Annotated in this window: 24 protein-coding genes; 13 read left to right on the forward strand and 11 right to left on the reverse strand. The window is 64.0% G+C overall.

Annotated features, from left to right (window positions below; all coding sequences use genetic code 11):
- Positions 1-9: 9 nt before the first annotated feature.
- The 3 genes from QQK95_RS28095 to QQK95_RS28105 all read right to left on the reverse strand — a co-directional run bounded on the left by QQK95_RS28095 (position 10) and on the right by QQK95_RS28105 (position 1,631).
- Positions 10-273, reverse strand: coding sequence for a hypothetical protein (locus QQK95_RS28095; protein ID WP_284277683.1), 264 nt, complete (start codon positions 271-273; stop codon positions 10-12).
- A gap of 30 nt (positions 274-303) precedes the next feature.
- Entirely contained in the window at positions 304-861 is a 558-nt protein-coding gene (locus QQK95_RS28100) for an HNH endonuclease (protein ID WP_010911702.1), read from the reverse strand.
- Positions 862-989: 128 nt separating this feature from the next.
- Positions 990-1,631: a DNA-3-methyladenine glycosylase family protein gene (locus QQK95_RS28105; protein ID WP_284277687.1), complete on the reverse strand. Its 642-nt coding sequence runs from the start codon at positions 1,629-1,631 to the stop codon at positions 990-992.
- 75 nt (positions 1,632-1,706) lie between these two features.
- Here QQK95_RS28105 and gluQRS point away from each other — a divergent pair, with 75 nt between their 5' ends.
- Together gluQRS and QQK95_RS28115 are read left to right on the forward strand one after the other, a co-directional pair.
- The gene (gene gluQRS, locus QQK95_RS28110) at positions 1,707-2,582 is read left to right on the forward strand and encodes a tRNA glutamyl-Q(34) synthetase GluQRS (protein ID WP_284277688.1); all 876 of its coding nucleotides are present in this window, start codon (positions 1,707-1,709) and stop codon (positions 2,580-2,582) included.
- Between the two features lie 155 nt (positions 2,583-2,737).
- Positions 2,738-3,634, forward strand: a complete 897-nt coding sequence (locus QQK95_RS28115; RefSeq protein ID WP_284277689.1) for a DMT family transporter — start codon at positions 2,738-2,740, stop codon at positions 3,632-3,634.
- 157 nt (positions 3,635-3,791) lie between these two features.
- Here QQK95_RS28115 and QQK95_RS28120 read toward each other — a convergent pair whose 3' ends face one another.
- Positions 3,792-4,643 (reverse strand): YihY/virulence factor BrkB family protein, encoded by an 852-nt coding sequence (locus QQK95_RS28120; protein ID WP_027047430.1) that lies wholly within the window; start codon positions 4,641-4,643, stop codon positions 3,792-3,794.
- A gap of 58 nt (positions 4,644-4,701) precedes the next feature.
- Between QQK95_RS28120 and QQK95_RS28125 the strand changes: the two genes are divergently transcribed.
- From QQK95_RS28125 to QQK95_RS28155, 7 genes are all read left to right on the forward strand, one after another.
- Positions 4,702-5,568 carry an SDR family oxidoreductase gene (locus tag QQK95_RS28125; protein WP_284277690.1) on the forward strand — a complete coding sequence of 289 codons (867 nt, stop codon included), beginning with the start codon at positions 4,702-4,704 and terminating at the stop codon, positions 5,566-5,568.
- Between the two features lie 25 nt (positions 5,569-5,593).
- Positions 5,594-5,785: a twin transmembrane helix small protein gene (locus QQK95_RS28130; RefSeq protein WP_137930598.1), complete on the forward strand. Its 192-nt coding sequence runs from the start codon at positions 5,594-5,596 to the stop codon at positions 5,783-5,785.
- 19 nt (positions 5,786-5,804) lie between these two features.
- On the forward strand, positions 5,805-6,386 hold the full coding sequence (locus QQK95_RS28135) for a cob(I)yrinic acid a,c-diamide adenosyltransferase (RefSeq protein ID WP_284277691.1): 582 nt from the start codon (positions 5,805-5,807) through the stop codon (positions 6,384-6,386).
- A gap of 33 nt (positions 6,387-6,419) precedes the next feature.
- Entirely contained in the window at positions 6,420-7,217 is a 798-nt protein-coding gene (locus QQK95_RS28140; protein WP_284277692.1) for a rhomboid family intramembrane serine protease, read from the forward strand.
- Between the two features lie 235 nt (positions 7,218-7,452).
- Entirely contained in the window at positions 7,453-8,202 is a 750-nt protein-coding gene (locus QQK95_RS28145) for an electron transfer flavoprotein subunit beta/FixA family protein (RefSeq protein ID WP_095787867.1), read from the forward strand.
- A 23-nt stretch (positions 8,203-8,225) separates the two neighbouring features.
- On the forward strand, positions 8,226-9,155 hold the full coding sequence (locus QQK95_RS28150) for an electron transfer flavoprotein subunit alpha/FixB family protein (protein ID WP_032931838.1): 930 nt from the start codon (positions 8,226-8,228) through the stop codon (positions 9,153-9,155).
- A gap of 116 nt (positions 9,156-9,271) precedes the next feature.
- Entirely contained in the window at positions 9,272-10,150 is an 879-nt protein-coding gene (locus QQK95_RS28155; RefSeq protein WP_015315562.1) for a 3-hydroxybutyryl-CoA dehydrogenase, read from the forward strand.
- 9 nt (positions 10,151-10,159) lie between these two features.
- Here the strand turns inward: QQK95_RS28155 and QQK95_RS28160 are convergent, their stop codons facing one another.
- The 3 genes from QQK95_RS28160 to QQK95_RS28170 all read right to left on the reverse strand — a co-directional run bounded on the left by QQK95_RS28160 (position 10,160) and on the right by QQK95_RS28170 (position 13,481).
- The gene (locus QQK95_RS28160) at positions 10,160-12,142 is read right to left on the reverse strand and encodes a PAS domain S-box protein (protein ID WP_284277693.1); all 1,983 of its coding nucleotides are present in this window, start codon (positions 12,140-12,142) and stop codon (positions 10,160-10,162) included.
- A gap of 162 nt (positions 12,143-12,304) precedes the next feature.
- Positions 12,305-12,943 carry an NrsF family protein gene (locus QQK95_RS28165; RefSeq protein WP_284277694.1) on the reverse strand — a complete coding sequence of 213 codons (639 nt, stop codon included), beginning with the start codon at positions 12,941-12,943 and terminating at the stop codon, positions 12,305-12,307.
- A gap of 1 nt (position 12,944) precedes the next feature.
- A complete protein-coding gene (locus QQK95_RS28170; protein WP_284277695.1) occupies positions 12,945-13,481 on the reverse strand; it encodes a sigma-70 family RNA polymerase sigma factor in 537 nt (178 codons plus the stop codon).
- Between the two features lie 319 nt (positions 13,482-13,800).
- Here QQK95_RS28170 and QQK95_RS28175 point away from each other — a divergent pair, with 319 nt between their 5' ends.
- The 3 genes from QQK95_RS28175 (at position 13,801) to QQK95_RS28185 (ending at position 17,643) form a co-directional block, all read left to right on the forward strand.
- Positions 13,801-14,808 carry an iron ABC transporter substrate-binding protein gene (locus QQK95_RS28175; RefSeq protein ID WP_284277696.1) on the forward strand — a complete coding sequence of 336 codons (1,008 nt, stop codon included), beginning with the start codon at positions 13,801-13,803 and terminating at the stop codon, positions 14,806-14,808.
- A gap of 175 nt (positions 14,809-14,983) precedes the next feature.
- Positions 14,984-16,564: an ABC transporter permease gene (locus QQK95_RS28180; RefSeq protein ID WP_284277697.1), complete on the forward strand. Its 1,581-nt coding sequence runs from the start codon at positions 14,984-14,986 to the stop codon at positions 16,562-16,564.
- Positions 16,561-17,643, forward strand: a complete 1,083-nt coding sequence (locus tag QQK95_RS28185) for an ABC transporter ATP-binding protein (RefSeq protein WP_284277698.1) — start codon at positions 16,561-16,563, stop codon at positions 17,641-17,643. Before QQK95_RS28180 ends, QQK95_RS28185 begins: the two co-directional genes overlap by 4 nt.
- 103 nt (positions 17,644-17,746) lie before the next feature.
- On the opposite strand, the gene QQK95_RS28190 is transcribed toward QQK95_RS28185, so the two are convergent.
- The 4 genes from QQK95_RS28190 to QQK95_RS28205 all read right to left on the reverse strand — a co-directional run bounded on the left by QQK95_RS28190 (position 17,747) and on the right by QQK95_RS28205 (position 22,123).
- Entirely contained in the window at positions 17,747-18,847 is a 1,101-nt protein-coding gene (locus QQK95_RS28190; RefSeq protein WP_284277699.1) for a sn-glycerol-3-phosphate import ATP-binding protein UgpC, read from the reverse strand.
- A 10-nt stretch (positions 18,848-18,857) separates the two neighbouring features.
- Complete coding sequence (locus QQK95_RS28195; protein ID WP_284277702.1) at positions 18,858-19,772, reverse strand: ABC transporter permease subunit; 915 nt, start codon at positions 19,770-19,772, stop codon at positions 18,858-18,860.
- A 7-nt stretch (positions 19,773-19,779) separates the two neighbouring features.
- Positions 19,780-20,664, reverse strand: a complete 885-nt coding sequence (locus tag QQK95_RS28200; protein WP_284277703.1) for a carbohydrate ABC transporter permease — start codon at positions 20,662-20,664, stop codon at positions 19,780-19,782.
- Positions 20,665-20,770: 106 nt separating this feature from the next.
- Positions 20,771-22,123 (reverse strand): extracellular solute-binding protein, encoded by a 1,353-nt coding sequence (locus tag QQK95_RS28205; RefSeq protein ID WP_284277707.1) that lies wholly within the window; start codon positions 22,121-22,123, stop codon positions 20,771-20,773.
- A 373-nt stretch (positions 22,124-22,496) separates the two neighbouring features.
- On the opposite strand from QQK95_RS28205, the gene QQK95_RS28210 reads away from it, so the two are divergent.
- Positions 22,497-24,947, forward strand: a complete 2,451-nt coding sequence (locus QQK95_RS28210; protein ID WP_284277709.1) for a bifunctional diguanylate cyclase/phosphodiesterase — start codon at positions 22,497-22,499, stop codon at positions 24,945-24,947.
- Position 24,948 lies beyond the last annotated feature (1 nt).

Consider the following 24,948-nt stretch of genomic DNA (forward strand, 5'->3'; position numbering starts at 1 on the left):
GGGCGACTTTCAGACTTGCTCGACGCTGAGGATGTTCATCGCTCCGTGTTCTCCAAGATACGCAGCGAGACAGTCCCAGAATTCGTCGAGCAGGGCCTTTCCATCGGCATCGAAGTCATTTCTTGCGACAAGCAGAAGTTTCCCGTCGGCATAGGTACAACTGGGCTGCTCGTGCCATGTCCGGTCGGCGCGAAACTCTTGCTCTATGTCTACGGCGGCTTGCGGGCCTAGCGCTGGTACAACGTCAAGGCACTCGATCGTGATCTTGTACATGCGCCGGCCAATCGGCTCCAGGCGCCGACACTATGGCTCCAGCTCAACATCCCAGTACAGATAATCCATCCAGCTTTCGTGCAGATGGTTCGGCGGGAACAGGCGGCCATTGTTGTGCAAATCATGCACGGTCGGCTGATAGGGCTTCTGCAGCGGCCACATCTTGGCATGCGCCGGCATCATGCCGCCCTTCCTCAGATTGCAGGGCGAGCAGGCGGCGACAACATTCTCCCAGGTCGTCGCACCGCCGCGATGGCGGGGGATGACGTGGTCGAAGGTGAGGTCGTCAGGCGTGCCGCAATACTGGCACTGGAAGCGGTCGCGCAGGAAGACGTTGAAGCGGGTGAAGGCCGGGTGCCTGGATGGTTTCACATAGGCCTTCAGGCTGACCACGCTCGGCAACTTCATCGAGAAGGTCGGCGAGGACACCGCATGCTCATATTCGGCGACGATGTTCACCCGGTCGAGGAACACCGCCTTGATGGCGTCCTGCCAGGACCAGAGCGACAAGGGGTAGTAGCTGAGCGGACGGTAATCCGCATTCAGCACCAGTGCTGGAAGCCCATCCGGAGATACGGCAACCGTCACGTGTTTACCTCCTTGGTTCTAGACCCGAACGGCGCGGATACTGTAAGCCCGACATGACAGGGATGTGAAGCGGATTGTCGCTTGCCCAAAGCGTCAAAAACCCCCGATTTTTATGCTTTTTTGTAGATTCAGGACGGCGGCGCGGCATCCCGCCCCCTGGTTTCGCGATAATAGGACCAGAAAAGCCGCGATGCGACACCTCGCCACGGGCTCCATGATTCGGCCAATGCGATCAGCGTTTTCTCCGGTGGACGCGGGTCGATGCCGAGCGCATGGCCGACCGCGCTCTGCAGCGCGACGTCGCGCGCGGGGAAAATGTCGGGGTGCCCGGCGGCAAACAGAAGGTACACTTCCGCTGTCCAAGGGCCGATGCCGGGCACAGCCGTCATCGTCGTGATCGCCTCGGTCGCGTCGAGCGAACAGAGGTGATTGAGGTCGAGCCCGTCGGCCACGGCCTGGGCAACCGCGATCAGTCCACGCTGCTTGGGCCGCGACAGGCCGGCTTCGCGGAACATGTCTTCGCCGGCGGCCAGGATCGCCTGCGGCGTCAGCGGATCGACCAGCTTCGTCAGCCGGCCGAAGATGGCGTCGGCGCTCGCCCGTGACACCTGCTGCGAGACGATGATCGAGGCGAGGCTCCTGAAGCCTGGCTCCGAAAGCCTAAGCGGCACCTCGCCGGCCATGCCGCGCACCTTTTCCAGGCGCGGGTCGATGATGCAAAGCGCATCGAGCCCGCGCACAATGTCGTCCAGTGTCGCGATGCGTTGCATGGTATCCTTGTCCGCCGATGTGCAGCAAAGTAGCAATCGCCGAAACCGCAGCACAACCCGATTGCCGCCTGAAACATGACGCTCCTGACATTCCGCTTCGCACCCAGCCCCAATGGCGACCTGCATCTCGGCCACGCCTATTCGGCGCTGCTCAACCAGAAGCTCGCAGAGGCGCACGACGGCCGCCTGCTGCTGCGCATCGAGGACATCGACACGACGCGCTGCACGCCGCAATTCGAGGCTGGCGTACTTGCCGACCTGAAATGGCTGGGGCTTGGCTGGGAAGAGCCGGTGCGCCGCCAGTCCGAGCATTTCGCCGAGTATGAGGCGGTGCTCGACCGGCTGATCCGCGAGGACATCGTCTATCCCGCCTTCATGAGCCGTGGCGAGGTCAGGGCCTTCATCGCCGACAGCGAAAAGCGCGGGCGGGACTGGCCACGCGATCCTGACGGCGTGCCGCTCTATCCGACGTCCGACAAGGCGTTGCCGGTGAAAGAACGCAAACGGCGTATCGCCGAAAACGAGCCCTTCGCCTGGCGGCTGGATATCGATGCCGCTGTCGCGCGTGTCGGCAGGGACCTCGCATGGACCGAATTCACCGATGAGTCGCTATCGGCGACGCGCTCGGTCGAGGCCCGCCCGCGGGACTGGGGCGACGTGATCGTGGCGCGCCGCGACATCCCGACCAGCTACCACCTGGCCGTCACTGTCGACGACGCCCTGCAAGGGGTCAGCCGTGTCGTGCGTGGGCAGGACCTGTTTTCCGCCACCGGCCTGCAGCGCCTGCTGCAGGAATTTCTTGGGCTTCCGCAGCCCGCCTATTTCCACCATCGGCTCATCCTCGGGCCGGACGGGCGAAAGCTGTCGAAGAGCCTTGGCGACACCGGCCTTGCCGAGCTGCGCGAGGCCGGCGCATCGCCTGACGACATCAGGCGGATGGTCGGTCTCTAGACCTGGCGAAAAAGCTGCGGCAAACACGCGCCTCACGCACTGCCGGTTGAATTCCGGTGATGCATGGATCAACCGTTTCGTTTTGCACACCGGGTAGAACCGGATTAGAGCAGCGCCACGGTCAGTTTCTCACCAGCGCGGCGGTCTCCGGAAAAATGCAAAGCATCAAGCGGTTCATCCCCGCCACCTTCGTCGTCCTGTGGGCGACCGGCTTTATCGGCGCGCGCTACGCCATGCCGTGGGCAGAGCCGTTCACCTTCCTCGCCGCCCGTTTCGTCATAGCGGCCATCCTGCTGGCCGTCCTGATGCCCGTTCTGGGTTCGAAACGAGCCACCCGCAAGGAAGCGCTGCACGCCGCCGGCGCCGGCGTGCTGATGCATGGCGTCTATCTCGGCGCCGTCTTCTGGGCCATCCACAGGGGCATGCCGGCCGGGTTTTCGGCCCTGATCGTAGGCCTGCAACCACTGATCACCGCCGTGCTTGCCGGCAAGTTCCTGGGCGAGGCCATCCTGCCGCGCCACTGGCTTGGCCTCGGCATCGGCCTGGTCGGCATCGTCATCGTGCTGTGGCCAAAGCTCGGCGCGCTCGGCGGCGGCGTGACCGCGGCGACGCTGACCGCCTCGCTGGTCTCGGTGCTCGGCATGAGCGCCGGCACCATCTGGCAGAAGCGCTTTGCTTCCGGCGGCGACCTCGTGGCGGCGACCATGTGGCAATATATCGGCGGCGCCTCGCTGATGATCCTGGCCGCGCTCGCCTTCGAGACGCACACCGTCATCATCAACGGCGAACTGATCTTCGCCATGGCCTGGCTGGTGCTGGTGCTGTCGCTCGGCGCCATCTTCCTGCTGATGGTGATGATCCGCGACGGCGAAATGTCGAAAGTCGCCTCGCTGTTCTACCTGGTGCCGGCGGTGACGGCCATCATCGCCTGGGCGCTGTTCGACGAACAGCTCAATGCGTTGCAGATCGTCGGCATGGCGATCACGACCTTCGGCGTCGGCCTGGCAACGGCGCGGCCGGCCAAGGGCAGAATTGCGGAACTGAGGAACTGAGGAACTGAGGAACTGAGGAACTGAGGAACTGAGGAACTGAGGAACTGAGGAACTGAGGAACTGAGGAACTGAGGAACTGAGGAAAAAGCGGCCATATTTGGCGCTGTGTGTCTCTTCCTCAATCCTCCATTTCTTCACTTCCGCAATTCGGCGCCGCTCACCCGACCCTCGCCCGCGCCTCCAGATAGCGGCTGATCGCGGCATTGAGCTCGCCGCCGAGGATGAAGATCGCCGAGACGATGTAGAGGAAGACCACCGCGATCATGATCGAGGCGAGGCCGGCATAGGTCGTCACATAGGACGAGAAATGGTCGAGATAGGTGGCGAACATGGTCGAGCCGATGAGCCATGCGGCCAGTGTGAAGACGATGCCCGGCACCAGCGAGACGAAGCGGCGCTTGCCCGCCGGCAGCCAGTAGTGCACGGCAAACAATCCGCCGATGATGACGGCCGAGGCGATGACGTAGCGCCACAGCGTGATCGTGCCGGTATAGGGCTTGATCCACTCGAAATGCGCTTCCGCCAGCCGCGCCAGCAGCGGCGCGAACACCAGAAGCACGCTGATCGCCAGGAAGCCGGCCGTCGCGATCAGCACGAAGAAGATGCTCTGCACCCGGCGATAGATGATGCCGCGCGTCTCGGTGACGCGATAGGCACGATTAAGCGACGTGCGCAGCGCCTCGATGCCGTTCGAGGCGAAATAGGCGGCAAGCAGAACGCCATAGGTCAACAGGTCGGTGCGCCGGACGGTCAGCACGTTCAGCACCTCATGCGCGATCGGCTTGGCGATCTGATCCGGCCAGGTGTCGAAGACCAGGTGCACGGCCGTGTCGGCAAAGGCCTGGGCGCCGAGGAAGCTGCCCAGCGTGGTGGCGAAGATCAGGAAAGGAAACAGCGCCATCAGCGACGTGATCGCCAGATGGCTGGCCATCGCCCAGCCGTCATCGGTGTTGAAATGGCCGAGCGCGTCGTAGAGCACGCGGCGCAGGGCGACAATATTCCGCAACAAGAACCCGCGTTCCCTTCGATTGTCTCGACGCCGCGAATATGGGAAGTGAATGCGGCAAATGGCAACCCTTGGCGAAACCACGAGTCCGACGGCGCAGCAACTGCGCACCATCATCGTCACCGGCGCCTCGTCCGGCATAGGTGCATATTGCGCCCGGGCACTCAAGGCGGAAGGCTGGCGAGTCTTCGCAACGGCCCGAAAACCCCAGGACATCGCCGCCCTCGAAAGCGACGGCATCGAGGCTTTCTACCTCGACTACAGCGAACCGGACTCCGTTGCGGCGCTGGTGACGGCGGTGCTCGAACGCACCGGCGGCCGGCTCGATGCCCTGTTCAACAACGGTGCATACGCCCAGGCCGGCGCGGTCGAGGATCTGTCGGTGGCCGCGCTCAAGGAGCAGTTCGAGGTCAATTTCTTCGGCTGGCATGATTTGACCAGCCGTCTCGTGCCGGTGATGCGCCGCCAGGGCCATGGCCGCCTCGTCCATTGCTCGTCGATCCTCGGACTGGTGCCGGTGCGCTTCCGCGGTGCCTATTCGGCATCCAAACATGCGCTCGAGGCTCTGATGCTCTGCCAGCTCCAGGAGCTCGAAGGCAGCGGCGTCCATGTTTCGCTGATCGAACCGGGGCCGGTGAAATCGAAGATCGCCAGCAACGGCCTGCCCTGGTTCCTGAAAAACATCGACATCGAGAAGTCCGTGCACCGCACGGACTATGCCGCGCAGCTGGAGCGGCTGCGCGCCGGCGGCAGCCAATCGGCGCTGAAGCCCGGGCCGGAAGTGGTCCACAAGGTTCTGCGTCATGCACTTCTGTCGCGGCGCCCGCGGCCGCACTATGTGGTAACGGTGCCGGCCAAAATCGGCGCGGCGCTCAAACGCATCCTGCCGGCTTCGATGCTCTACCGCCTGATGGCCAGACGCGCCTGAACGCGCAACAACTGGGAACGCAACAATGGCAACCGTCTTCAACATCCTCGCCATCCTGGTCATGGCCGCCGTGGTGATCGTGCTGATCCGAGGCCTCGTCAACATGATGCGCGGCGGTTCCGGCGTCACCTCCAACAAGCTGATGCAGGCGCGCGTCATGCTGCAGGCCGTTGCGCTGGCGCTGATCCTGCTGGCCGTGTATTTCACCCGCAAGTGAGCGCCGTTCGGGAGGCGATGTGGTCAAGCTCAACAAGATCTACACCCGCACCGGCGATGACGGCACGACGGGTCTCGGCACTGGCGAGCGGCGGCTGAAATCCGACCTGCGGGTGGACGCCTACGGCACGGTCGACGAAGCCAACGCCTGCATCGGCATGGCGCGCGTGCACACGGCAGCGAACCACCCGGCGATCGATGCCATGCTGTCGCGCATCCAGAACGATCTCTTCGACCTCGGCGCCGATCTCGCCGTGCCTGATGACGGCAAGCCGCTTGGCTACGAGCCCTTGCGGATCACATCAGTGCAGACCGACCGTGTCGAGAAGGACATCGACCTCCTCAACAAGGATCTCCAGCCGCTCAAATCCTTCGTGCTCAACGGCGGCACTCCGGCGGCGGCGGCGCTGCACCTGGCCCGTACGGTGGCGCGGCGGGCCGAACGGCTGATGGTCGCGCTCGCTCAAGACCCGCGCGAACACGTCAACCGCGACGGGTTGAAATACATCAATCGCGTCTCGGATTTCCTGTTTGTCGCCGCCCGGGCGGTCAATGACAATGGAAATGCCGACGTGCTATGGGTTCCCGGCAAGAACCGCTGAACGCATCGAAGAGCGGGAGGGGACCAGGCACGTATGTTCATCCCGCTTTACGACACCAACAGGCTGCGCCACATCCGCCTGCAATATGTGACGATCGGCCTGATCGTGGTCAACGCGCTGGTCTATTGCGCCACCGCACTCGGCGGCGAGAACTTCACCAATGCCGCCGTGCTTGGCCTCGGCTTTATTCCGTCCGTGGTTCACAACACGGCCGAGCTTGATCCTCGGTTCATCATCATTCCGGAAAGCCTGAGCTACCTCACCTATTCCTTCCTGCATGCCGACATTTTCCACCTTGGCGGCAACATGCTGTTCCTGTGGGTGTTCGGCGACAATGTCGAGGACGCGCTCGGCCACATCCGCTACCTGATCTTCTATCTCCTGTGCGCCATCGCCGGCGCCGCCTTCCAGGGGCTTGTCGCCTGGAATTCGCAAGTGCCGCTGATCGGCGCCTCCGGCGCCATCGCCGGTGTGGTCGTCGCCTATCTGATCCTTTATCCCAGGGTGAAGGTCTGGGTGCTGGCCTTCGCTCGAATCCCGCTGCGCATTCCGGCCTTCATACCGCTCATCCTGTGGGTGCTGTTCCAGATCGTCATGTTCGCCGCCGGCGGTGGGGACCAGATTTCCTGGGCCTGCCATATCGGCGGCATCATTGCAGGCGCCGTGCTGGTGCTGGTCCTGCGCAGCCGCGGCGTGCCGCTTTTTGCCGGCGCTGACGAGGATGCCGTGGTTCCCGCATCAGACCAGCCGCCGGTTGCTGCCGAACCAGCGGCGCCTGAACCGCCGGCCACGACGCGCTGGGGCCGGGGAAACCCTTCTGCCCCAAACTGAACCGATTTGAGCCGCTTTCAGCGTATTGACGGCAAGGGTTGCCCCAACTACGGAAACGTCTCCGTCTGAGCCCCAGGGCTGTTGAGGAGCAGTCCAAGACGGGCAAAGACCAGAATTTCCATCCGGCCAGAATTCCGTCTGGCCGGAATTCAGTCAGGAATGTCGGCTTTCGACAACTCAGAAGGGGCGCAAGCTGTTATAGCGCGCCCAACTAGCGTGAAGAGGTGACAGGCAAATGAAGATCCTTGTGCCCGTGAAGCGGGTTGTGGATGCGAACGTCAAGGTTCGCGTGAAGGCCGACGGTTCGGCGGTGGAACTCGCCAACGTCAAGATGGCGATGAACCCGTTCGACGAGATCGCGGTGGAAGAGGCGATCCGGCTCAAGGAAGCCGGCAAGGCCGAAGAGATCATCGTCGTCTCGATCGGCCCGCAGCAGGCGCAGGAAACCTTGCGCACCGCGCTCGCCATGGGTGCCGACCGCGCCATCCTGGTCAAGACCGACGAGCAGACCGAACCGCTCGGCGTCGCCAAGGTGCTGAAGGGCGTCGTCGAGGCCGAACAGCCCGGCCTCGTCATCCTCGGCAAGCAGGCGATCGACGATGATTCGAACCAGACCGGCCAGATGCTGGCGGCCCTGCTCGGCTGGGCGCAAGGCACCTTCGCTTCCAAGGTGGTGCTCGACGGCGACAAGGCCAAGGTGACGCGCGAAGTCGACGGCGGCCTGCAGACGGTGGAACTGAAGATGCCTGCGATCGTCACCGCCGACCTTCGCCTCAACCAGCCGCGCTATGCCTCTCTGCCCAACATCATGAAGGCCAAGAAGAAGCAGCTCGACGAAAAGACCCCGGCCGACTACGGCGCCGACGTCAAGCCGCGCCTCAAGGTCATCAAGACCGAGGAGCCGGGCGGCCGCAAGGCGGGCGTCAAGGTCAAGAGCGTCGCCGAACTGGTCGACAAGCTCAAGAACGAAGCCGGCGTTTTGTAAGCGATCGGGAAAGGAACAGATAAATGGCAATTCTCCTCATCGCCGAACACGACAACGCCAGCCTTTCCGACCAGACCGCCAAGGCGCTTTCGGCGGCCCTGCAGATCGGCTCGGACGTGCATGTGCTGGTGGCCGGCAAGGGCGCCAAGGGTGCGGCGGACGCCGCGGCCAAGCTCAAGGGCGTCAGCAAGGTGCTGCTCGCCGAGGCCGACGAACTCGCCGAGCGCCTCGCCGAACCGACGGCAGCCCTCGTCGTGTCGCTCGCAGGCGGCTACGACACCATCATCGCTCCCGCCACCTCGTCGGGCAAGAATGTCGCCCCGCGCGTCGCGGCCCTGCTCGACGTCGCGCAGGTCTCCGAGATCATCGAAGTGGTCTCGCCGGACACGTTCAAGCGGCCGATCTATGCCGGCAACGCCATCCAGACCGTGCAGTCGACCGACGCCAAGAAGGTCATCACCGTGCGCACCGCCTCCTTCCAGGCGGCCCCCGAGGGCGGCTCGGCAGCCGTAGAGACCGTCAAGGCGGCAGCCAATCCCGGCCTGTCCACCTTCGTCGAGAACAAGCTGTCGGAGACGGATCGTCCGGAACTGACCTCGGCCAAGATCATCATCTCGGGCGGCCGCGCGCTCGGCTCGTCGGAGAAGTTCCAGGAGGTCATCCTGCCGGTCGCCGACAAGCTCGGTGCGGCGGTCGGCGCTAGCCGTGCCGCTGTCGATGCCGGCTACGCACCGAACGACTGGCAGGTCGGCCAGACCGGCAAGGTGGTCGCTCCGGACCTCTACATCGCGGTCGGCATCTCCGGCGCCATCCAGCATCTCGCCGGCATGAAGGATTCCAAGGTTATCGTCGCCATCAACAAGGACGAGGAGGCCCCGATCTTCCAGGTTGCCGACTACGGCCTCGTCGGCGATCTCTTCGTCATTCTGCCGGAGTTGCAGAAGGCGCTTTGACGCTCTCCGGCAAAGCGTATTAAATGCTTGGGGTGGGGTAGACGAAGTCGCCCCGCCCTTTTAGTTTGCACCGCACAAAAAGCAGGCTGCAAAAGCCTTTGGACGGGATCGGTGTAATGAGCAAGATCGAGACGATCGGCATCATCGGCGCAGGCCAGATGGGTGGGGGTATCGCCCATGTCTCCGCGCTTTCGGGCTACAAGGTGCTGATCTACGATATTTCGCCCGACCGCATTGAAAAGGGCATTGCCACCATCAGCGGCAACATGGCCCGCCAGGTGGGCTCCGGCAAGCTCGACGAGAAGCTGCGCAACCAGGCGATGGCGCGTATTGCCTCCGCACCGACGATGGCCGATCTCGCCGGCGCCGATCTAGTGATCGAGGCGGCGACCGAGGACGAGACGGTCAAGCGCAAGATCTACGCGCAGCTCTGCCCGCAGCTCAATCCGGAAGCCATACTGGCGACCAACACCTCGTCGATCTCGATCACGCGGCTCGCCGCGCAGACCGACCGGCCCGAGCGCTTCATCGGCATACATTTCATGAACCCGGTGCCGCTGATGAAGCTGGTCGAGCTGGTGCGCGGCATCGCCACCGAGGACCAGACCTTCGAGGCGGCCAAGACCTATGTGAAGCAGCTCGACAAGACGATCACGGTCTCGGAGGATTTCCCGGCCTTCATCGTCAACCGCATCCTGCTGCCGATGATCAACGAGGCGATCTACACGCTCTATGAGGGTGTCGGCTCGGTCGACGCCATCGATACCGCCATGCGGCTCGGCGCCAACCATCCGATGGGACCGCTGCAGCTCGCCGATTTCATCGGCCTCGACACCTGCCTGTCGATCATGCAGGTGCTGCATGACGGCCTGTCGGATTCGAAGTACCGCCCCTGCCCGCTGCTGGTGAAATATGTCGAAGCCGGCTGGCTCGGCCGCAAGACCGGGCGCGGTTTCTACGATTATCGCGGCGAGCACCCCGTTCCGACGCGCTGACGCGTCCGCTCACGACGCCGCGGCAAGCGGCGCGGGCGGCTCCGACTTGTCGTCGGTGATCCTGCCGTCGGGCGCCACGCAAACGCATCCGCGGCCGGCCGCCTTGGCGGCATAGCAGGCGGCGTCGGCCCTTGCGATGATCTCGTCAGCCTCGCCGCAATTGGCGTTGATCGCCGCCAGCCCGATACTGGCGCCGATCGCGTGCGGCCGGCCATCCCAGACAAAATCCAGGCCAGCTATCGCATCGATGATGGAGCGCGCCGCGATCCTGGCGCCGGCGGTCGAGCCCGATTTCAGGATGACCGCGAATTCGTCGCCACCCAGGCGCGCGACGATGTCTTCAGGCCCGAGCGCGCCACGCACGGCTTGTGCGACCCGCTTCAGCAAGGCGTCACCGGCGGCGTGACCGCCGGTGTCGTTGACCAGCTTGAAATGGTCGAGGTCGATGAACATGAACTGATGGCCGGTGCTTCCAGCCGCCGCGGCATCCTTGCGGGCCTGATCGACGAGCTCCTCCATGGTGCGGATGAAGCTCGAGCGATTGGCAAGGCCCGTCAGCGCATCATGCGCGGCGGCGTGGGCGAGCTGGCGCTGCAGGGCGCGCGCGTCGGTGAAGTCCTGGAAGACGATGACCAGGCCGCAGAATTCGTTGCGCTCGTTCATGATCGGCGACACGACCTGACGGATGCTGCAGCGTGTGTCGTCGCGGCGGATCAGCACGGCGCGGCTGTTCTGGTCGGAGGGCGCCTCCGCGCCGATCGCCGGCCGTGTCACGCCGATCCTGTGTCCCGTTTCCTCGTCGACCGCCCAATAGACATGGCCAAGCGTCTTGCCGAGAGCCGCCTCCGCCGAAACGCCGGTCAGCTTCTCGGCAACCGGATTCATGAAGGTGACGCGGTTCGCCGCATCGGTGCAGATGACGGCATCGCCGATCGACTGCAGCGTCACCCGGAGCCGCTCCTTCTCGTCGGCCAGCATTGCCGCCGATACGGTCAGACGCTCCTCGGCCTCCTTGCGCAGGGTAATGTCGGTCAGGCTGCCGATGGCCCGGATCAGACGCCCTTCCCCGTCGCGCTCGATGGCCTTGCCGCGGTCGAGGATCCAGATCCAGCGGCCGTCCTTGTGACGCATCCTGAACTCAGCCTCGAAGAACTCCGTCTGGCCGTCGAGATGGGCGCGATCCGCCTCGGCGACGGTTTCGCGGTCGTCGGGATGGATCATCGTCAGCCAACGATCCGGGTTGCCGTCGAGTTCGCCATCCGCATAACCCAGCATCTTGACCCAGGTCGACGAGTAGGTCGTGCCGCCTTTGCGGATGTCGAGATCCCAGACGCCCTGGCCGGCGCCGGCAAGCGCGAAATTCCAGCGCGTTTCGGCCTCTGCGATGCGGGCCTCGGCCTGCTTGCGTGCATCGATGTTCTCGATCTGCGAAACGAGATAGAGCGGGCGGCGGCTCTTTTCCTCTCGAATGACGGAGCCGGCGAGATGCGTCCAGACGGCTGTGCCGTCCTTCTTAAGGTAACGCTTCTCGAACTGGAAGGCGTTCACCGTGCCGGCCTTGATGCCTTCCATGGTCTCCCGCCCGACATGCAGGTCGTCAGGATGCGTGATCTCGAAAAAGGTCAGCGCCTCGATCTCTTCGCGGCTGTAGCCGAGCATCGAGGCGAAGGCCGGATTGGTCTGCACGATGCGCCCGTCGAGGCCGACGACGACGATGCCGATTGCAGAGTCCTCCATCGCCCGGCGGAAACGCTGCTCGCTCTCCGCGATCTGCCGCCGATCTTCCGAGATGCGGCCGATGAAAAGACAGGCGAAGAAAAGCGCGCCGATTGTCGTCGCGACCGACACTTGAAGGCAAAGTCTGAGCGCGTCCGTGCCAAGGTCCAGCCTCGACAACAGGGCCGAGGCCGCGGCCACGGCCACGGCGAAGCCGGCCACGAGCAACGCCGGCGTTGCATGTCTGTCGAGCCTGATCGGTCCTCGTAGTCTCACGATCCGTGCCACCCCCGTGGGCAATCGCTTTTTCCCGTTAAAACCCTGAAGGATCGATTTTAAGGAAAGGTTGCGCGGGGGCACCGCGATATGGTCAACCGGCAAACAATTGCCGGCATGATTAAGGATCGGTATGCACGGGGTGTGGTCGCTTCTATCCTGCTACCAGCGCACGAAAAACCGCCCGCCGAGCGCGCCGAGCAAGGCGAGAACCGCGATCGCGATCGTGTACCAGGTGGCGACGAAAAGCGGCGAATCGTCGAAACAGTGCGCGGCATAGAAGGTAGCCGCCAGTCCCCCGGCGAGCAGCCCCGCCACCGCGCCGGCAAGCACCGGCCGCGTCGGCGCGCCGTAGCGCAGCATCCACAGGAAGATGGCCAGCGGGCCAATGCCGATCAGCGGGATGAAGGCCATGCAGATCATCATGTTGGAGCCGATCATCCTGGTGCCCCACAACGCCTCCGGCACCATGAAGAGCTCCAGAACCACCGCCACGGCCATCAGCAGAGGCGCCGCGGCCATCCAGGCCACGGCCCTGGCCGTTGAGGCGCCAGGTGTCGACAGCGCCCGGATCAGGCCGAAGGCGCTGACGGCCAGCGCAATGGTGAAAAGGAATTTGGAGAGGAAGCGCATCGTGTGCGCGGCCGCCATGAAGTCAGGGCGCGGGCCGATCGTCAGCAGGAAAACCATTGCCGCGATGACAATGGCCGCGCCAGCCGCCAGCCACCAGGCCGAGCGCAGCGGCATCGCCTTGCTGCTTGCATCGGCGTCGAGCGCCTTGATGAGATCCTCGGTCCTCATGTCATTCCCGCCCAAACCGCCTGGCTATCGCGGCAAGTCCGCGATGCAGCGACACACGCACCGCCGTCTCGCTGATGCCGAACTTCGCTGCCGTCTCGCCGATCGATTGGCCTTCCACGGATATGGCCGAAACCACGGAACGCTGTGCCGGTGGCAGCCCGTCCAGGGCTCTGCCAATGTCGCGCTCGCTGACGGTCTCTGTTTCCGGCTCGGCGAAGGTCTCCGCGATATCGTCGACATCGATTTCGATGCGCCGGCCGCGCCGCCGGAACGCATCGATCAGTTTGAAGCGGGCAATCGCATAAATCCACGGCAGCACCGGCGCGTCCTGGCGCCAGGTATGCCGTTTCACATGAATGGCCAGCAAGGTTTCCTGCACGACATCCTCGGGATCGACCCCGCCCTGCACGATCTTGCGCCGGACAAAGCCGCGCACCAGCGCGGCAATCCGGTGCAGAAAGTCGGCATAGGCCTTTTCATCTCCCGCGATCGCGGCCCGTAACAGCCGGGAAAGCTCGGCCTCGTCCTTGCCGCTCACAAGAGTTCACTCCCCCGATTTTCGTGCCTCGGCACTGATTTGTTACGTGGCCGGCGAAATAATGTCCAAGCCAAACTACGGGCAAATCACGAAAGTTTGCGGGTCCTGAAGGTGCAGCCCCGGCCTGGACGATTTCACAGGCCTTGCGAGGACCTCGCGCGGGAAACCGTCGGTCGAGGCGGTCATCACATGGAATTGTCCGCCTCGCGCCGATCTTTGTGCCTCAGCGACCGATTGAAGCAGGCAAATAATGTTGACTATTCGTGTCATGTATCGATAGGTGCGGCATGCCAAGACCAATCAAAGCAAGGATGACGCCATGAGATACACCCTTTCCGCCCTTGTCGGTGCCACCGCGCTTGCAATCGGCCTGGCCGCCGGTCCTGCGACGGCCGAGGATGCCGGAATCATCGTTTACAACGCCCAGCATGAAAGCCTGGCCAAGGAATGGGCCGAAGGTTTCACCAAGGAAACCGGCATCAAGGTCACGCTGCGCAATGGCGGCGACAGCGACTTCTCCAACCAGATCGTCGCCGAAGGGGCAGCCTCGCCCGCCGACGTCTTCCTGACGGAAAATTCGCCGGCCATGGCGCTGGTCGAAAATGCCGGCCTGTTCGCGCCCGTCGATGCCGACACGCTGGCGCAGGTGCCGCAGGACTATCAGGCGGCCAGCGGCAAATGGGTGGGCGTGGCCGCGCGCAGCACCGTCTTTGCCTACAACACGACCAAGCTCAAGGCCGAGCAGTTGCCCAAGTCGCTGCTCGACCTCGCCGATCCGAGCTGGAAGGGCCGTTGGGCGGCCTCGCCCTCGGGCGCCGATTTCCAGGCCATCGTCAGCGCGCTGCTGCAGCTCAAGGGCGAGGCCGCCACCGCGGACTGGCTGAAGGCGATGAAGCAGAACTTCACTCCCTACAAGGGCAACAGCACGGTGATGAAGGCGGTCAATGCCGGCGAGATCGAAGGCGGGGTGATCTACCACTATTACTACTTCGGCGATCAGGCCAAGACCGGCGAGAACAGCAAGAACGTCGCGCTGCACTATTTCAAGAACCAGGATCCGGGCGCTTTCGTCTCGGTTTCGGGTGGCGGCGTGCTCGCCTCGAGCAAGCATCAGAAGGAAGCCCAGGCCTTCCTGAAATGGGTGACCGGCAAGGGCGGCCAGGATGTGCTGAAGAACGGAAACTCCTTCGAATACGCGGTCGGCAAGGGCGCCGGGTCCAACCCGAAGCTCGTTCCATTGGCCGACTTGCAGGCGCCGAAAGTCGACGCCACGACGCTGAACTCCAAGAAGGTCACCGACCTGATGACGGCAGCCGGCTTGCTTTAGTTGGCGTTCGTCCTAATAAGGACAAACCGACCGTGCTCCCGCGGGAATCCACCTTCCGCGGGAGCCTTTTGTTTTCGAGATGGCATTCGTCGATGACGACACGCTGCGTTCCTGACCTCCAACCGTGGTCCCCCGATTGCCGGCACCCCGCCGCAACCGTGGGGCGTCCGAGCTGATGCAGTCCGCCGTCGATCTCGGGCGCGCCGGCCTGCCTTCGCAGATGCGCCGAATGCCGCGGCGGCGTGCGGCGCCCTGGCTTGTCACCACCGCTGTTCTCGTCGCGCTGTTCGCCCTTTTGCCGCTCGCCTTCATCGTCTGGATCGCGGTCCAGACCGGCTGGGAGACCGTCTCGGCGCTGGTCTTCCGGCCGCGTGTCGGCGAACTGCTGGTCAACACCACGCTGCTGGTTTTGCTGACCGTGCCGATCGCCATCGTGCTGTCGGTGGCGCTGGCCTGGCTGACCGAGCGCAGCGACCTGCCCGGCGCCAGGCTGTGGGCCTGGCTGTGCGTGGCGCCACTCGCCATCCCCGCTTTCGTGCACTCCTACGCCTGGATCACCATGGTGCCCGGCCTGCACGGCCTTTGGGCCGGCGTGCTCGTGTCCGTGATCGCCTATTTCCCCTTCCTCTATCTGCCCATATCGGCGGCGCTGCGCCGTCTCGATCCGGCCCTGGAGGACGCCGCCGCCGCCCTCGGCCTTGGACCCTGGCGCGTCTTCTGGCGTGTCGTGCTGCCGCAGCTCAGGCTCGCCATCTGCGGCGGCTCGCTGCTGGTCGGACTGCATCTGCTGGCCGAATACGGCCTCTATGTCTTCATCCGCTTCGACACCTTCACCACGGCGATCGTCGATCAGTTCCAGTCGACCTTCAACGGACCGGCCGCCAACATGCTGGCCGGCGTCCTGGTGACCTGCTGCTTCGTACTTCTGGGCCTCGAAGTGCTGGTGCGCGGCGAAGAGCGCTATGCCCGTGTCGGCGCCGGCGCGGCGCGCTACCAGCAGCGCACGAACCTCGGCCGCGCCACCACGCCGGGCCTGCTCTTGCTGGTCGTCACCACGCTGCTGGCGCTTGGCGTGCCGTTCATCACCATCGGCCGCTGGCTCATCGCCGGCGGCGCCGAGGTCTGGCGTCTCGACGAGATTGGCCTGGCGTTGGGCCAGACGCTGTTCCTGGCGCTTGCCGGGGCACTGCTTGCCACCGTCGCCGCCATGCCGATGGCCTGGATCTCGATCCGCGCGCCAGGACCGCTGCAACGCCTGCTGGAGGGTTGCAACTACATCGTCGGCTCGCTACCGGGTGTCGTCATTGCGCTGGCGCTGGTAACCATCACCGTGCGCATCGCGCTTCCGCTCTATCAGACGCTGTTCACCATCCTGGTCGCCTATGCCCTCATGTTCCTGCCGCGCGCCCTGGTCAGCCTGCGCGCCTCGATCGCCCAGGCGCCGGTCGAGCTCGAGCGCGCGGCGTCCAGCCTCGGCAGGCGTCCGCTCAACGCGCTGTGGTCGACCACCATCCGCCTGTCGGCGCCTGGCGCCGCGGCCGGCATGGCGCTGGTGGCGCTCGGCATCATGAACGAACTGACGGCGACCCAGATGTTGGCGCCGAACGGCACCCGCACGCTGGCCATGGCATTCTGGTCCTACAGCAGCGAGATCGACTACGCGTCGGCAGCTCCCTACGCCTTCATCATGGTGGCGATGTCGCTGCCCCTAACCTGGCTGCTCTATGTCCAGTCGAAACGGATGGCCGGACGATGAGCTTTCTCGAAATCAGCGGCCTGCACAAGCGCTACGGCCCGGTCGCCGCATTGGCCGGTGTCGACCTCGATGTCGCCAGCGGCAGCCGCACCGCAATCGTCGGCCCCTCCGGCTGCGGCAAGACGACCTTGCTGCGGCTGATCGCCGGCTTCGAGGCACCGGACCAGGGCCGCATCGTGCTCGACGGCCAGGTGCTGGCCAATGGCGGCGCCGCTGTCCCGGCGCATCGCCGCGGCATCGGCGTGGTGGCGCAGGACGGCGCCCTGTTCCCGCATCTGACCATCGGCGACAATATCGGTTTCGGCATGGGCCGCGGCGAGGACAAGCGCACCGAGCGCATCGTCGAGTTGGCCTATATCGTCGGACTGGACAAGGCGATCCTCAAGCGCCGCCCGCACGAGCTTTCCGGCGGCCAGCAGCAGCGCGTGGCGCTTGCCCGCGCCATGGCGATGAAGCCGCGGCTGATGCTGCTCGACGAGCCGTTCTCGGCGCTCGACACCGGTTTGCGCGCCTCGATGCGCAAGGCCGTGGCCGAACTTCTGGAGGCGGCGGGCATCACCACCATCCTGGTCACCCATGACCAGGCCGAAGCACTGTCCTTCGCTGGACAAGTGGCAGTGATGCGCGACGGAAAATTCTCGCAGGTCGGCACGCCGCGCGATCTCTACCTCAAGCCGAAGGACAGGATGATCGCCGAATTCCTCGGCGACGCCATCATCCTGCCGGCGAGCATTTCGGGCGGCTTCGCCAATTCGCCGCTCGGCCGCATCGCCGTCGATACCAATGACAGCCGCGATGTCGCCCGCATCATGCTGCGGCCGGAGCAGATCGGGCTGAAACGCACGTCGCGCGAAGGCATGTCCGGCACCCCCGACATGCTGTTTGGCGAGGTGACGGAATCGGAATTCGCCGGCTCGACATGCACGATCGCGGTGCGGCTCCTGAACAACTTCGATCCCCCGGACGCCGCCGCCATCGGCAACACGCCGCTGATCCTGCGCAAACCCGGCATGGACGCACCGGCAGTCGGTGAGATCGTCCGGCTCACCGTGTCGGGAAAGGCGCATGTCTTCGTCTGAAGGGCCGACGCGTACGGTGCCCGGCGCGCGACGGCCAGTTCAGGCCGCGATATGTTGCCGGTTTTGGCCGAATGGATCGGCCACTGCTCAAGTGGCTTGAAGATCAGAGCGCCGGCTCGGGCACCGACGCCTTGAAGACATCGAGGCGGGCTCCCGTTTCCGACGAGAAGAAATGCATGTCCTCCGGCGAAATCTTCAGGCCGACCTGGCTGCCGGGCTCGGGATGGACCGCCTCCGACGTCATCACCGAAAACGGCGCGCCGTCGAGATCGACATAGATGACCCGCCCCGCCCCCAGTTCCTCGACCAGGTCGACGGTGGCGTCGAGCGCGCCTGCCGTGCCGGGCGCAACCAGCCGGACGGCCTCCGGCCGGATGCCCATCGCGACCTTTGTACCGACGGGCAGGCCGGCGCGTGCCATGGCCAGGCGCCGGCTGCCGCCGAGCAGCGACAGCCCGTCGAGATCGACCGTGCCTTCGAGAATGTTCATGGCCGGCGCTCCAACGAAGGTGGCGACGAAGCGGCTGGCCGGGCGGGTATAGATTTCACCCGGCGTGCCGACCTGCTCGACGCGTCCGCCATTCATCACCACCAGCCGGTCGGCCAGCGTCATCGCCTCGACCTGGTCGTGGGTCACGAAGACGGAGGTGGCGTTCAGCCGGCGATGCAGCTTGCGGATTTCCGAACGCATCTGCACGCGCAGCTTGGCGTCGAGATTGGACAGCGGCTCGTCGAACAGGAACACCTTCGGCTCGCGGATCATGGCGCGGCCCATGGCGACGCGCTGCCTCTGGCCGCCGGAAAGCGCCATCGGCTTGCGGTCGAGCAGGTGTTCGAGCTCCAGCGTGCGGGCGACCGCCTGGATGCGCTGCTGGCGTTCGGCCGAGGGAACGCCGGCGACCTTGAGCGAATAGCCGATGTTCTGCGAAACACTCATATGCGGATAGAGCGCGTAATTCTGGAACACCATCGCGCAGCCGCGCTCGCGCGGTTCGAGTTTGTTGACCACCGTGCCGTCGATCGCGATCTCGCCGCCGGAAATCTCTTCCAGCCCGGCGATCATCCTGAGAAGCGTGGACTTGCCACAGCCGGACGGTCCCAGGATGACGACGAACTCGCCCGAGGCAAAGTCGAGATCGACGCCATGCACGACCTGCGTCTTGGCGTAGTTCTTCTTGATGCCGCGTATTGTGATGGAGGCCATTCTTGTCTCCTTATTTCTCGGTGGCGATCAGGCCGCGCACGAACCAGCGCTGCATCAGCACAACGACGATCAGCGGCGGCAGCATGACGATCAGCGTGCCGGCCATGGCGATGTGCCATTCCGGAATGCCGCCGACATTGGGGATCAGTTGTTTGAGCTCGGTCACCGCCATCGCATGCGACTGGTCTGTGGTGATGAGCAGCGGCCACAGATACTGGTTCCAGGCCCACAGGAACATGATGGTGCCGAGTGCAGCCATGTTGTTGCGTGACAGCGGCAGCAGGATATCGATGAAGAACCGCAGCGCCCCCGCGCCGTCCATCCGCGCGGCCTCGGTCAGTTCGTCCGGCACGGTCAGGAAGAACTGCCGGTAGAGGAACGTGCCGGTCGCGGTGGCGACCAGCGGCAGGATCAGGCCGCTATAGGAATTGAGCAGTCCGAGGCTGAGCTGGACCTGCACGCCCGAGACTTTTTCGATCAGCCAGGAAATCCCGGTCAGGTCCAGGATCGCCTGGTACGGCTCGAGCACGTTGGCCACCACGGCATAGGTCGGCACGATACGCACTTCGAGCGGCAGCATCAGGGTGATGAAGATCAGCCAGAAGATCAGCATGCGGCCGGGATAGCGGAAGTAGACGATCGAGAAGGCGGTGAGCGCCGAGACGATCACTTTGCCGGCGGCGACGCCCGTCGCCATGATGAAGCTGTTGAGGAGCTTCGGACCGAGATCGGCCGTCGTCCAGGCGGTCTTGATGTTGACCCAGAAATCGCTGCCCGGCAGCAGCGACATCGGCACGTCGTTGACGTCCTTGAGGTTATGCGACGCAGCGATCACCACGACCACGAAAGGCGCGATGCAAAAGACGAAGCCGATGAACAGGATCAGATGCGTGAAGAAATTGAGGAACGGGGTGCGCTCGACCATATCCATCTCACCTGTAATGCACGCGCCGCTCGATGAAGCGGAACTGAAAGATGGTGAGCACGATGATGAGCAGCATCAGGATGATGCTCTGCGCGGCGGCACCTGAATAATCGAGGCCTTTGAAGCCGTCGGAATAGATCTTGTAGACCATCAGATTGGTCGCGTTCGCCGGGCCGCCCGCGGTCATGATGTCGACGATGCCGAAGGAGTCCTGAAAACTCTCGGTGATGTTGATGACCAGAAGGAAGAAGATGGTCGGCGTGATCAGCGGAAACTGTATGTCCCAGAAACGCCTGATGACGCCGGAACCATCCATGGCGGCGGCCTCGATCAGCGAGCGCGGGATGGCCTGGAACGCCGCCAGGAAGAAGATGAAGTTGTAGCCGACATATTTCCACGAGAAGGCGACGATGATCGAAGCCATGGCGTCGGCGCCGTCGAGGCCGGGATCCCAGAAGCCGGGCCAGACCTGGTTGACCACGGCCATGAAGCCGGCCTCCGGCGCCAGGATGAAGCGGAACGCCATCGCCAGCGCGGGTGCCGCGATGCCATAGGGCCAGATCAGCACCACACGATACAAACGCGAGCCGGCGAGCTGCCGGTCGGTCAATGCCGCGAGCACAAGCGCGATGAACATCGCAAGCCCGGTGCTGATGCCGGCAAAGACAAGGCTGGCGGTGATCGAGTTCCAGTAATCGGCGTTGGACAGGATCGAGCGGAAATTATCGAGCCCGACCCAGATGTTGCCGCCGCCCCAGGGCTGCTGCAGCGTCAGTGACCAGTACACGGCCTGGCCCGCCGGCCAGTAGAAGAACGTGAAGATCAGCAGGAGCTGCGGCACCGCGAAAAGGATGCCGATCGTCCATTTGCCGAAAGTGACGCGTTTTTCCATCGATCCGCCGATGCTGTTTGAACAGCCAGCCCACTTTCTTGGGGCAAGACTAGATATGAAATGGCCGCCCGTCGAATCTCGACGGGCGGCCTTGACGTTTCGACGATCACGGCAGGGTCTTGCCCGGATAGGTCTGCTGGAAGCGGTCGAGGATGGCGTCGCCATTCTTGACCAGCGTGTCGAGGCCCTCCTGGACGCTGACCTTGTTGGCGAAGATGGCCTGCATCTGCGTGCCGAACTCGGCGCGGATCTGGGTGAAGTTGCCCAGCCGGATGCCGCGGGTGATTTCGGTCGGCTCGGACGCGGTCAGGCTGGCGATGGCGACTTCACGGCCCTTGTAGGGCGCCTTGTCGTAGAAGCCCTGGCCCTTCATGTAGTCGAAGCCCGACTTCGTCACCGGAATGTAGCCGGTGTTGGTCGACCAGAACAGCGCGGTCTTGGGGTCGTGGATGAAGTTGAGGAAGGCGGCAGCGCCCTTGTACTCGGCATCCGACTTGCCGGAGAGCACCCACAGCGATGCGCCGCCGACCAGCGAATTCTTGCGCTCGGTGCCGGCATAGACCGGCAGTTCGGCGACATCCCACTTCATGCCTTCCTTCTGGGTCCTGCCGACCGTGCCGTGGTCGCCGACCGAGGTCAGGATGACCTGGCAGGTACCCGAGGCGAAGGCCTGGACCATGTCCTGGCCGAGATCCTTGGACTTGATCTTGATCAGGCCCGCGTCATACCACTTCTTGAGATCGGTGACGTACTGGACGAACTTGGTCTTGTTGACTTCCAGACGCGCGTCGAGACCGTCATAACCATTGTTCTTGGTGGCGATCGGCTGGTTGTGGAGCGCCGAGAACTGCTCCATCAGCTGCCAGCTTTCATTGGCCGAGATGTTGATCGCCATCGGGCACTCGTAGCCCGCTTCCTTCAACGCCTTGAGGTCGGCGCCGACATCTTCCCAGGTCTTGGGCGCTTCGGTCTTGCCGATCTTGGCGAAGGCGTCCTTGTTCCAGTACATCAGCGGGGTCGAGGAATTGAACGGGAAGGACAGCATCTCGCCCTTCGACGTGGCGTAGTAGCGCGCGATGCCCGGGAAATAGTCGGCGTAGTCGATCTTGTAGCCGTTCTCTTCCATCAGCTTGTCGGCGGGCTTGTAGGCGCCTGACAGCATCATGGTGGCGGTGCCGACATCATAGACCTGGACGACGGCCGGCTGCTTGCCGGCGCGGAAGGCGGCAATGGTATTCTGCAGCGTGGCGTCGTAGTTGCCCTGGCTGGTGCAGACGACTTCGTAGTCCTTCTGCGAGGCGTTGAAGTTCTTGCACAGCGTGTCGACGACACGGGCAAGATCGCCCGAAAGGCCGAACCAGAAGTCGAATTTTACCGGTTCTGCAGAAGCAGGCATCGCCAGCGCGGTGCTAAGCGCACCAGCGGCAAGGGCAGCAAAGCCCCGCTTGATCATGGTCATGGTATTCCCTCTTGAGTGGCTGGTGACAAGGGTCTTGCGCAAGTCCTTGCCCGCTCTCTTAGAGAAGGTATGTGACAGTTCTGTTGTGGCTCTCCGGCCTTTGCACAGCTGCTCGTTCCTCTCCCTCGGCGGCTTGGCCGGCATCAGAACGCACCGGCGCCTTGGGTAGCTAGGGCGACTGTAGCGGACGTAAAGACCATACCGGCCGCCATGATTATCCGGCTAAAGGGGACATGAAGTATGGGAACGACGATGGGTGTAAATGCGCCGGGAAAGCACGCCCTGGTTGCAGGTGACTTTATCGATCCTTCAACAGCCAAGCCCTAATCAGTCATATTTCGTTTTTTATTTCCAATGGGCTTGGGGATATAAGATGTTGACAGTCTACAATTGCATCGTGAACCAGCACGATCTGAGACTGGTCGCACTCGCCGCGCTGATCTGCGGAATTTCCTGCTTCTCCGCCGTCAGCCTGCTTCACCACATCAGCCGTTCGACGGACCGGAACCGGCTTGTCTGGCTGATGATCGCGGCCACGTCGACCGGCTTCGGCATCTGGGCAACGCATTTCATCGCCATGCTCGCGTTCACGCCGGGCATACCCAGCGCCTACGATCCGTGGCTCTCCGTGCTCTCGCTCGCCGCCTCGGTCGCGCTGACGGCTGGCGGCATGTGGATTGCCACCTTGCGCGACGAGTTCGAGTATCATCTCGTTGGCGGCGCCGTTCTGGGCGGCGGCATCGCGGCCATGCACTATATCGGCATGGCGGCGTTCGAGGTGCAGGGCCGCATCGAATGGAACCTGTTGATGGTCGCCGTTTCCCTGCTGGCCGGCGTGACCCTCGGGGCGCTGGCACTGCATGTCGTGCTGCGCCGCCCCTCCTTGACGGCGACATCCGTCGGCGCGGTGCTGCTGACGCTGGCGATCTGCACCTTGCATTTCATCGGCATGGGCGCCGTCTCGATCTTTCCGGATTCCTCGATCGTCATATCCGAGTACACGATCAAGCCGACGTCGCAGGCTTTCGCGGCAGCGGCCGCCACGCTGGTGATCCTGGTGCTGTCGGCATCGGCGCTGTGGATCGATTTGCGCTTCCGCCGCCAGAAGCTCGAGGTCGATCGCATGCACGGCCTGGCCAATGCCGCCGTGGAGGGCCTTATCGTCTGCGACGGCAACCGCATCGTCAGCGCCAATGACAGCATGGGCAAGCTGACCGGCACGCTTGCCGCGACCCTGGACGGCATGGAACTGCGCGAACTCTTCGACGAACACACCGCAACCGACGCCGCCAGCCTGGCGGGCCAGCCATGGGAGGCGGAGTTGAGGAATCGCGACGGGACGCGCATTCCCGTCGAGCTGATCGCCCGAAGCATCGACTATTGCGGCAAGCCCCACAACGTCATCGCCGTCCGCGACATCCGCGAGCGCAAGAAGGCGGAGGAGGAGATCCTTCGTCTCGCCCATTTCGACCCGCTGACGGGACTGGCCAACCGCCGCTCCTTTTCCAGCCGTCTCGACATGGAAATCGCGTCCATGAACCGGATCGCCAATACCGAAAAGGGCGTCAAAGGCCGGCACCTTGCGCTTCTGCTGTTCGACCTCGACCGTTTCAAGGAGGTGAACGACCTTTACGGACATGGCGCCGGCGACGCGATGCTGCAGAAGGTGGCGACCTGCGCAGCCGGCATTCTACGCCACGGACAGATGCTTGCGCGCCTGGGCGGCGACGAATTCGCCATCATCGCCCCCAACCTGCCCGACCCGCAGGCGGCGGGCCGCATCGCCGCCTCGCTGCTCGCCGCCATGCGCGAGGAAAACCGGGTCGCGGCCGGCGGCGGGCTGGTCTCGGCCAGCATCGGCATCGCGATCTATCCGCTCGATGCCGAAGACTCGACCGGCCTGATCAGCCATGCCGACACCGCGCTCTATCGCGCCAAGACCGAAGGCAGGGATACCTATCGCTATTTCGAGGCCTCGATGGGCGCCGAGGCCCGCGACAAGCGCATTATGGAGCACGAATTGCGCCAGGCCGTCGTGCGCAAAGAGTTTTACCTCGTCTACCAGCCACAGAAGGAGATCAGCAGCGGCAAGATGGTTGGCTTCGAAGCCCTGATCCGCTGGCGCCATCCCGAACGCGGCGACGTTTCCCCCGCGACATTCATCCCGGTGGCCGAGGAAAGCGGCGCCATCGGGCAGATCGGCGACTGGGTGCTCGACGCGGCCTGCGAGGAAGCCGCCCGCTGGGAAAATCCGCTGACGGTCGCCGTCAACGTCTCGGCGGTCCAGCTTCACAATCCCAATTTCAGCCGCAAGGTCCACGAGACGTTGCTAAGAACGGGTCTTGCCCCGACACGGCTGGAACTCGAGATCACCGAAACCGCGCTGGTGAAGGACATGCCTCGTGCGCTTGCAACCCTGCGGCAGGTCAAGTCGCTTGGCGTGCGCGTGGCCATGGACGATTTCGGAACCGGCTATTCCTCGCTCTCCAACCTGCGCGCCTTCCCCTTCGACAAGATCAAGATCGACTCCTCCTTCATCAAGGCGGTCGACACAAACGGCCAGGTCGCGGCGATCGTGCGCGCCGTGCTGGGCCTGGGGCGCGGCCTTGGCCTGCCGGTTCTTGCCGAAGGCGTCGAGACGCTTGGCGAACTGAAATTCCTGGACGCCGAAGCCTGCGAGATCGGCCAGGGCTACTATCTTGGCAAGCCGGCGCCGATCGAGGCGTTTGACGACCTGACCGGCCACGGCAAGCGCACTCCGGCGCGCGCCGGCCATCGGGAGGGCAGTCTCGTATTGCTCAAGCCAAGCGCGCGCTCGGCCTGAT

The organism is Mesorhizobium huakuii, assembly GCF_030160235.1.
Lineage (GTDB): Bacteria > Pseudomonadota > Alphaproteobacteria > Rhizobiales > Rhizobiaceae > Mesorhizobium > Mesorhizobium huakuii.

What these genes read in the sequence shown, in the direction of transcription:
- QQK95_RS28095 (WP_284277683.1), bottom strand. Translation starts at nt 273, where the DNA reads ATGTACAAGATCACGATCGAGTGCCTTGACGTTGTACCAGCGCTAGGC.
- QQK95_RS28105 (WP_284277687.1), bottom strand. Translation starts at nt 1,631, where the DNA reads ATGCAACGCATCGCGACACTGGACGACATTGTGCGCGGGCTCGATGCG.
- gluQRS (WP_284277688.1), top strand. Translation starts at nt 1,707, where the DNA reads ATGACGCTCCTGACATTCCGCTTCGCACCCAGCCCCAATGGCGACCTG.
- QQK95_RS28115 (WP_284277689.1), top strand. Translation starts at nt 2,738, where the DNA reads ATGCAAAGCATCAAGCGGTTCATCCCCGCCACCTTCGTCGTCCTGTGG.
- QQK95_RS28125 (WP_284277690.1), top strand. Translation starts at nt 4,702, where the DNA reads ATGGCAACCCTTGGCGAAACCACGAGTCCGACGGCGCAGCAACTGCGC.
- QQK95_RS28130 (WP_137930598.1), top strand. Translation starts at nt 5,594, where the DNA reads ATGGCAACCGTCTTCAACATCCTCGCCATCCTGGTCATGGCCGCCGTG.
- QQK95_RS28140 (WP_284277692.1), top strand. Translation starts at nt 6,420, where the DNA reads ATGTTCATCCCGCTTTACGACACCAACAGGCTGCGCCACATCCGCCTG.
- QQK95_RS28145 (WP_095787867.1), top strand. Translation starts at nt 7,453, where the DNA reads ATGAAGATCCTTGTGCCCGTGAAGCGGGTTGTGGATGCGAACGTCAAG.
- QQK95_RS28150 (WP_032931838.1), top strand. Translation starts at nt 8,226, where the DNA reads ATGGCAATTCTCCTCATCGCCGAACACGACAACGCCAGCCTTTCCGAC.
- QQK95_RS28155 (WP_015315562.1), top strand. Translation starts at nt 9,272, where the DNA reads ATGAGCAAGATCGAGACGATCGGCATCATCGGCGCAGGCCAGATGGGT.
- QQK95_RS28165 (WP_284277694.1), bottom strand. Translation starts at nt 12,943, where the DNA reads ATGAGGACCGAGGATCTCATCAAGGCGCTCGACGCCGATGCAAGCAGC.
- QQK95_RS28175 (WP_284277696.1), top strand. Translation starts at nt 13,801, where the DNA reads ATGAGATACACCCTTTCCGCCCTTGTCGGTGCCACCGCGCTTGCAATC.
- QQK95_RS28180 (WP_284277697.1), top strand. Translation starts at nt 14,984, where the DNA reads ATGCAGTCCGCCGTCGATCTCGGGCGCGCCGGCCTGCCTTCGCAGATG.
- QQK95_RS28185 (WP_284277698.1), top strand. Translation starts at nt 16,561, where the DNA reads ATGAGCTTTCTCGAAATCAGCGGCCTGCACAAGCGCTACGGCCCGGTC.
- QQK95_RS28190 (WP_284277699.1), bottom strand. Translation starts at nt 18,847, where the DNA reads ATGGCCTCCATCACAATACGCGGCATCAAGAAGAACTACGCCAAGACG.
- QQK95_RS28195 (WP_284277702.1), bottom strand. Translation starts at nt 19,772, where the DNA reads ATGGTCGAGCGCACCCCGTTCCTCAATTTCTTCACGCATCTGATCCTG.
- QQK95_RS28200 (WP_284277703.1), bottom strand. Translation starts at nt 20,664, where the DNA reads ATGGAAAAACGCGTCACTTTCGGCAAATGGACGATCGGCATCCTTTTC.
- QQK95_RS28205 (WP_284277707.1), bottom strand. Translation starts at nt 22,123, where the DNA reads ATGACCATGATCAAGCGGGGCTTTGCTGCCCTTGCCGCTGGTGCGCTT.
- QQK95_RS28210 (WP_284277709.1), top strand. Translation starts at nt 22,497, where the DNA reads ATGTTGACAGTCTACAATTGCATCGTGAACCAGCACGATCTGAGACTG.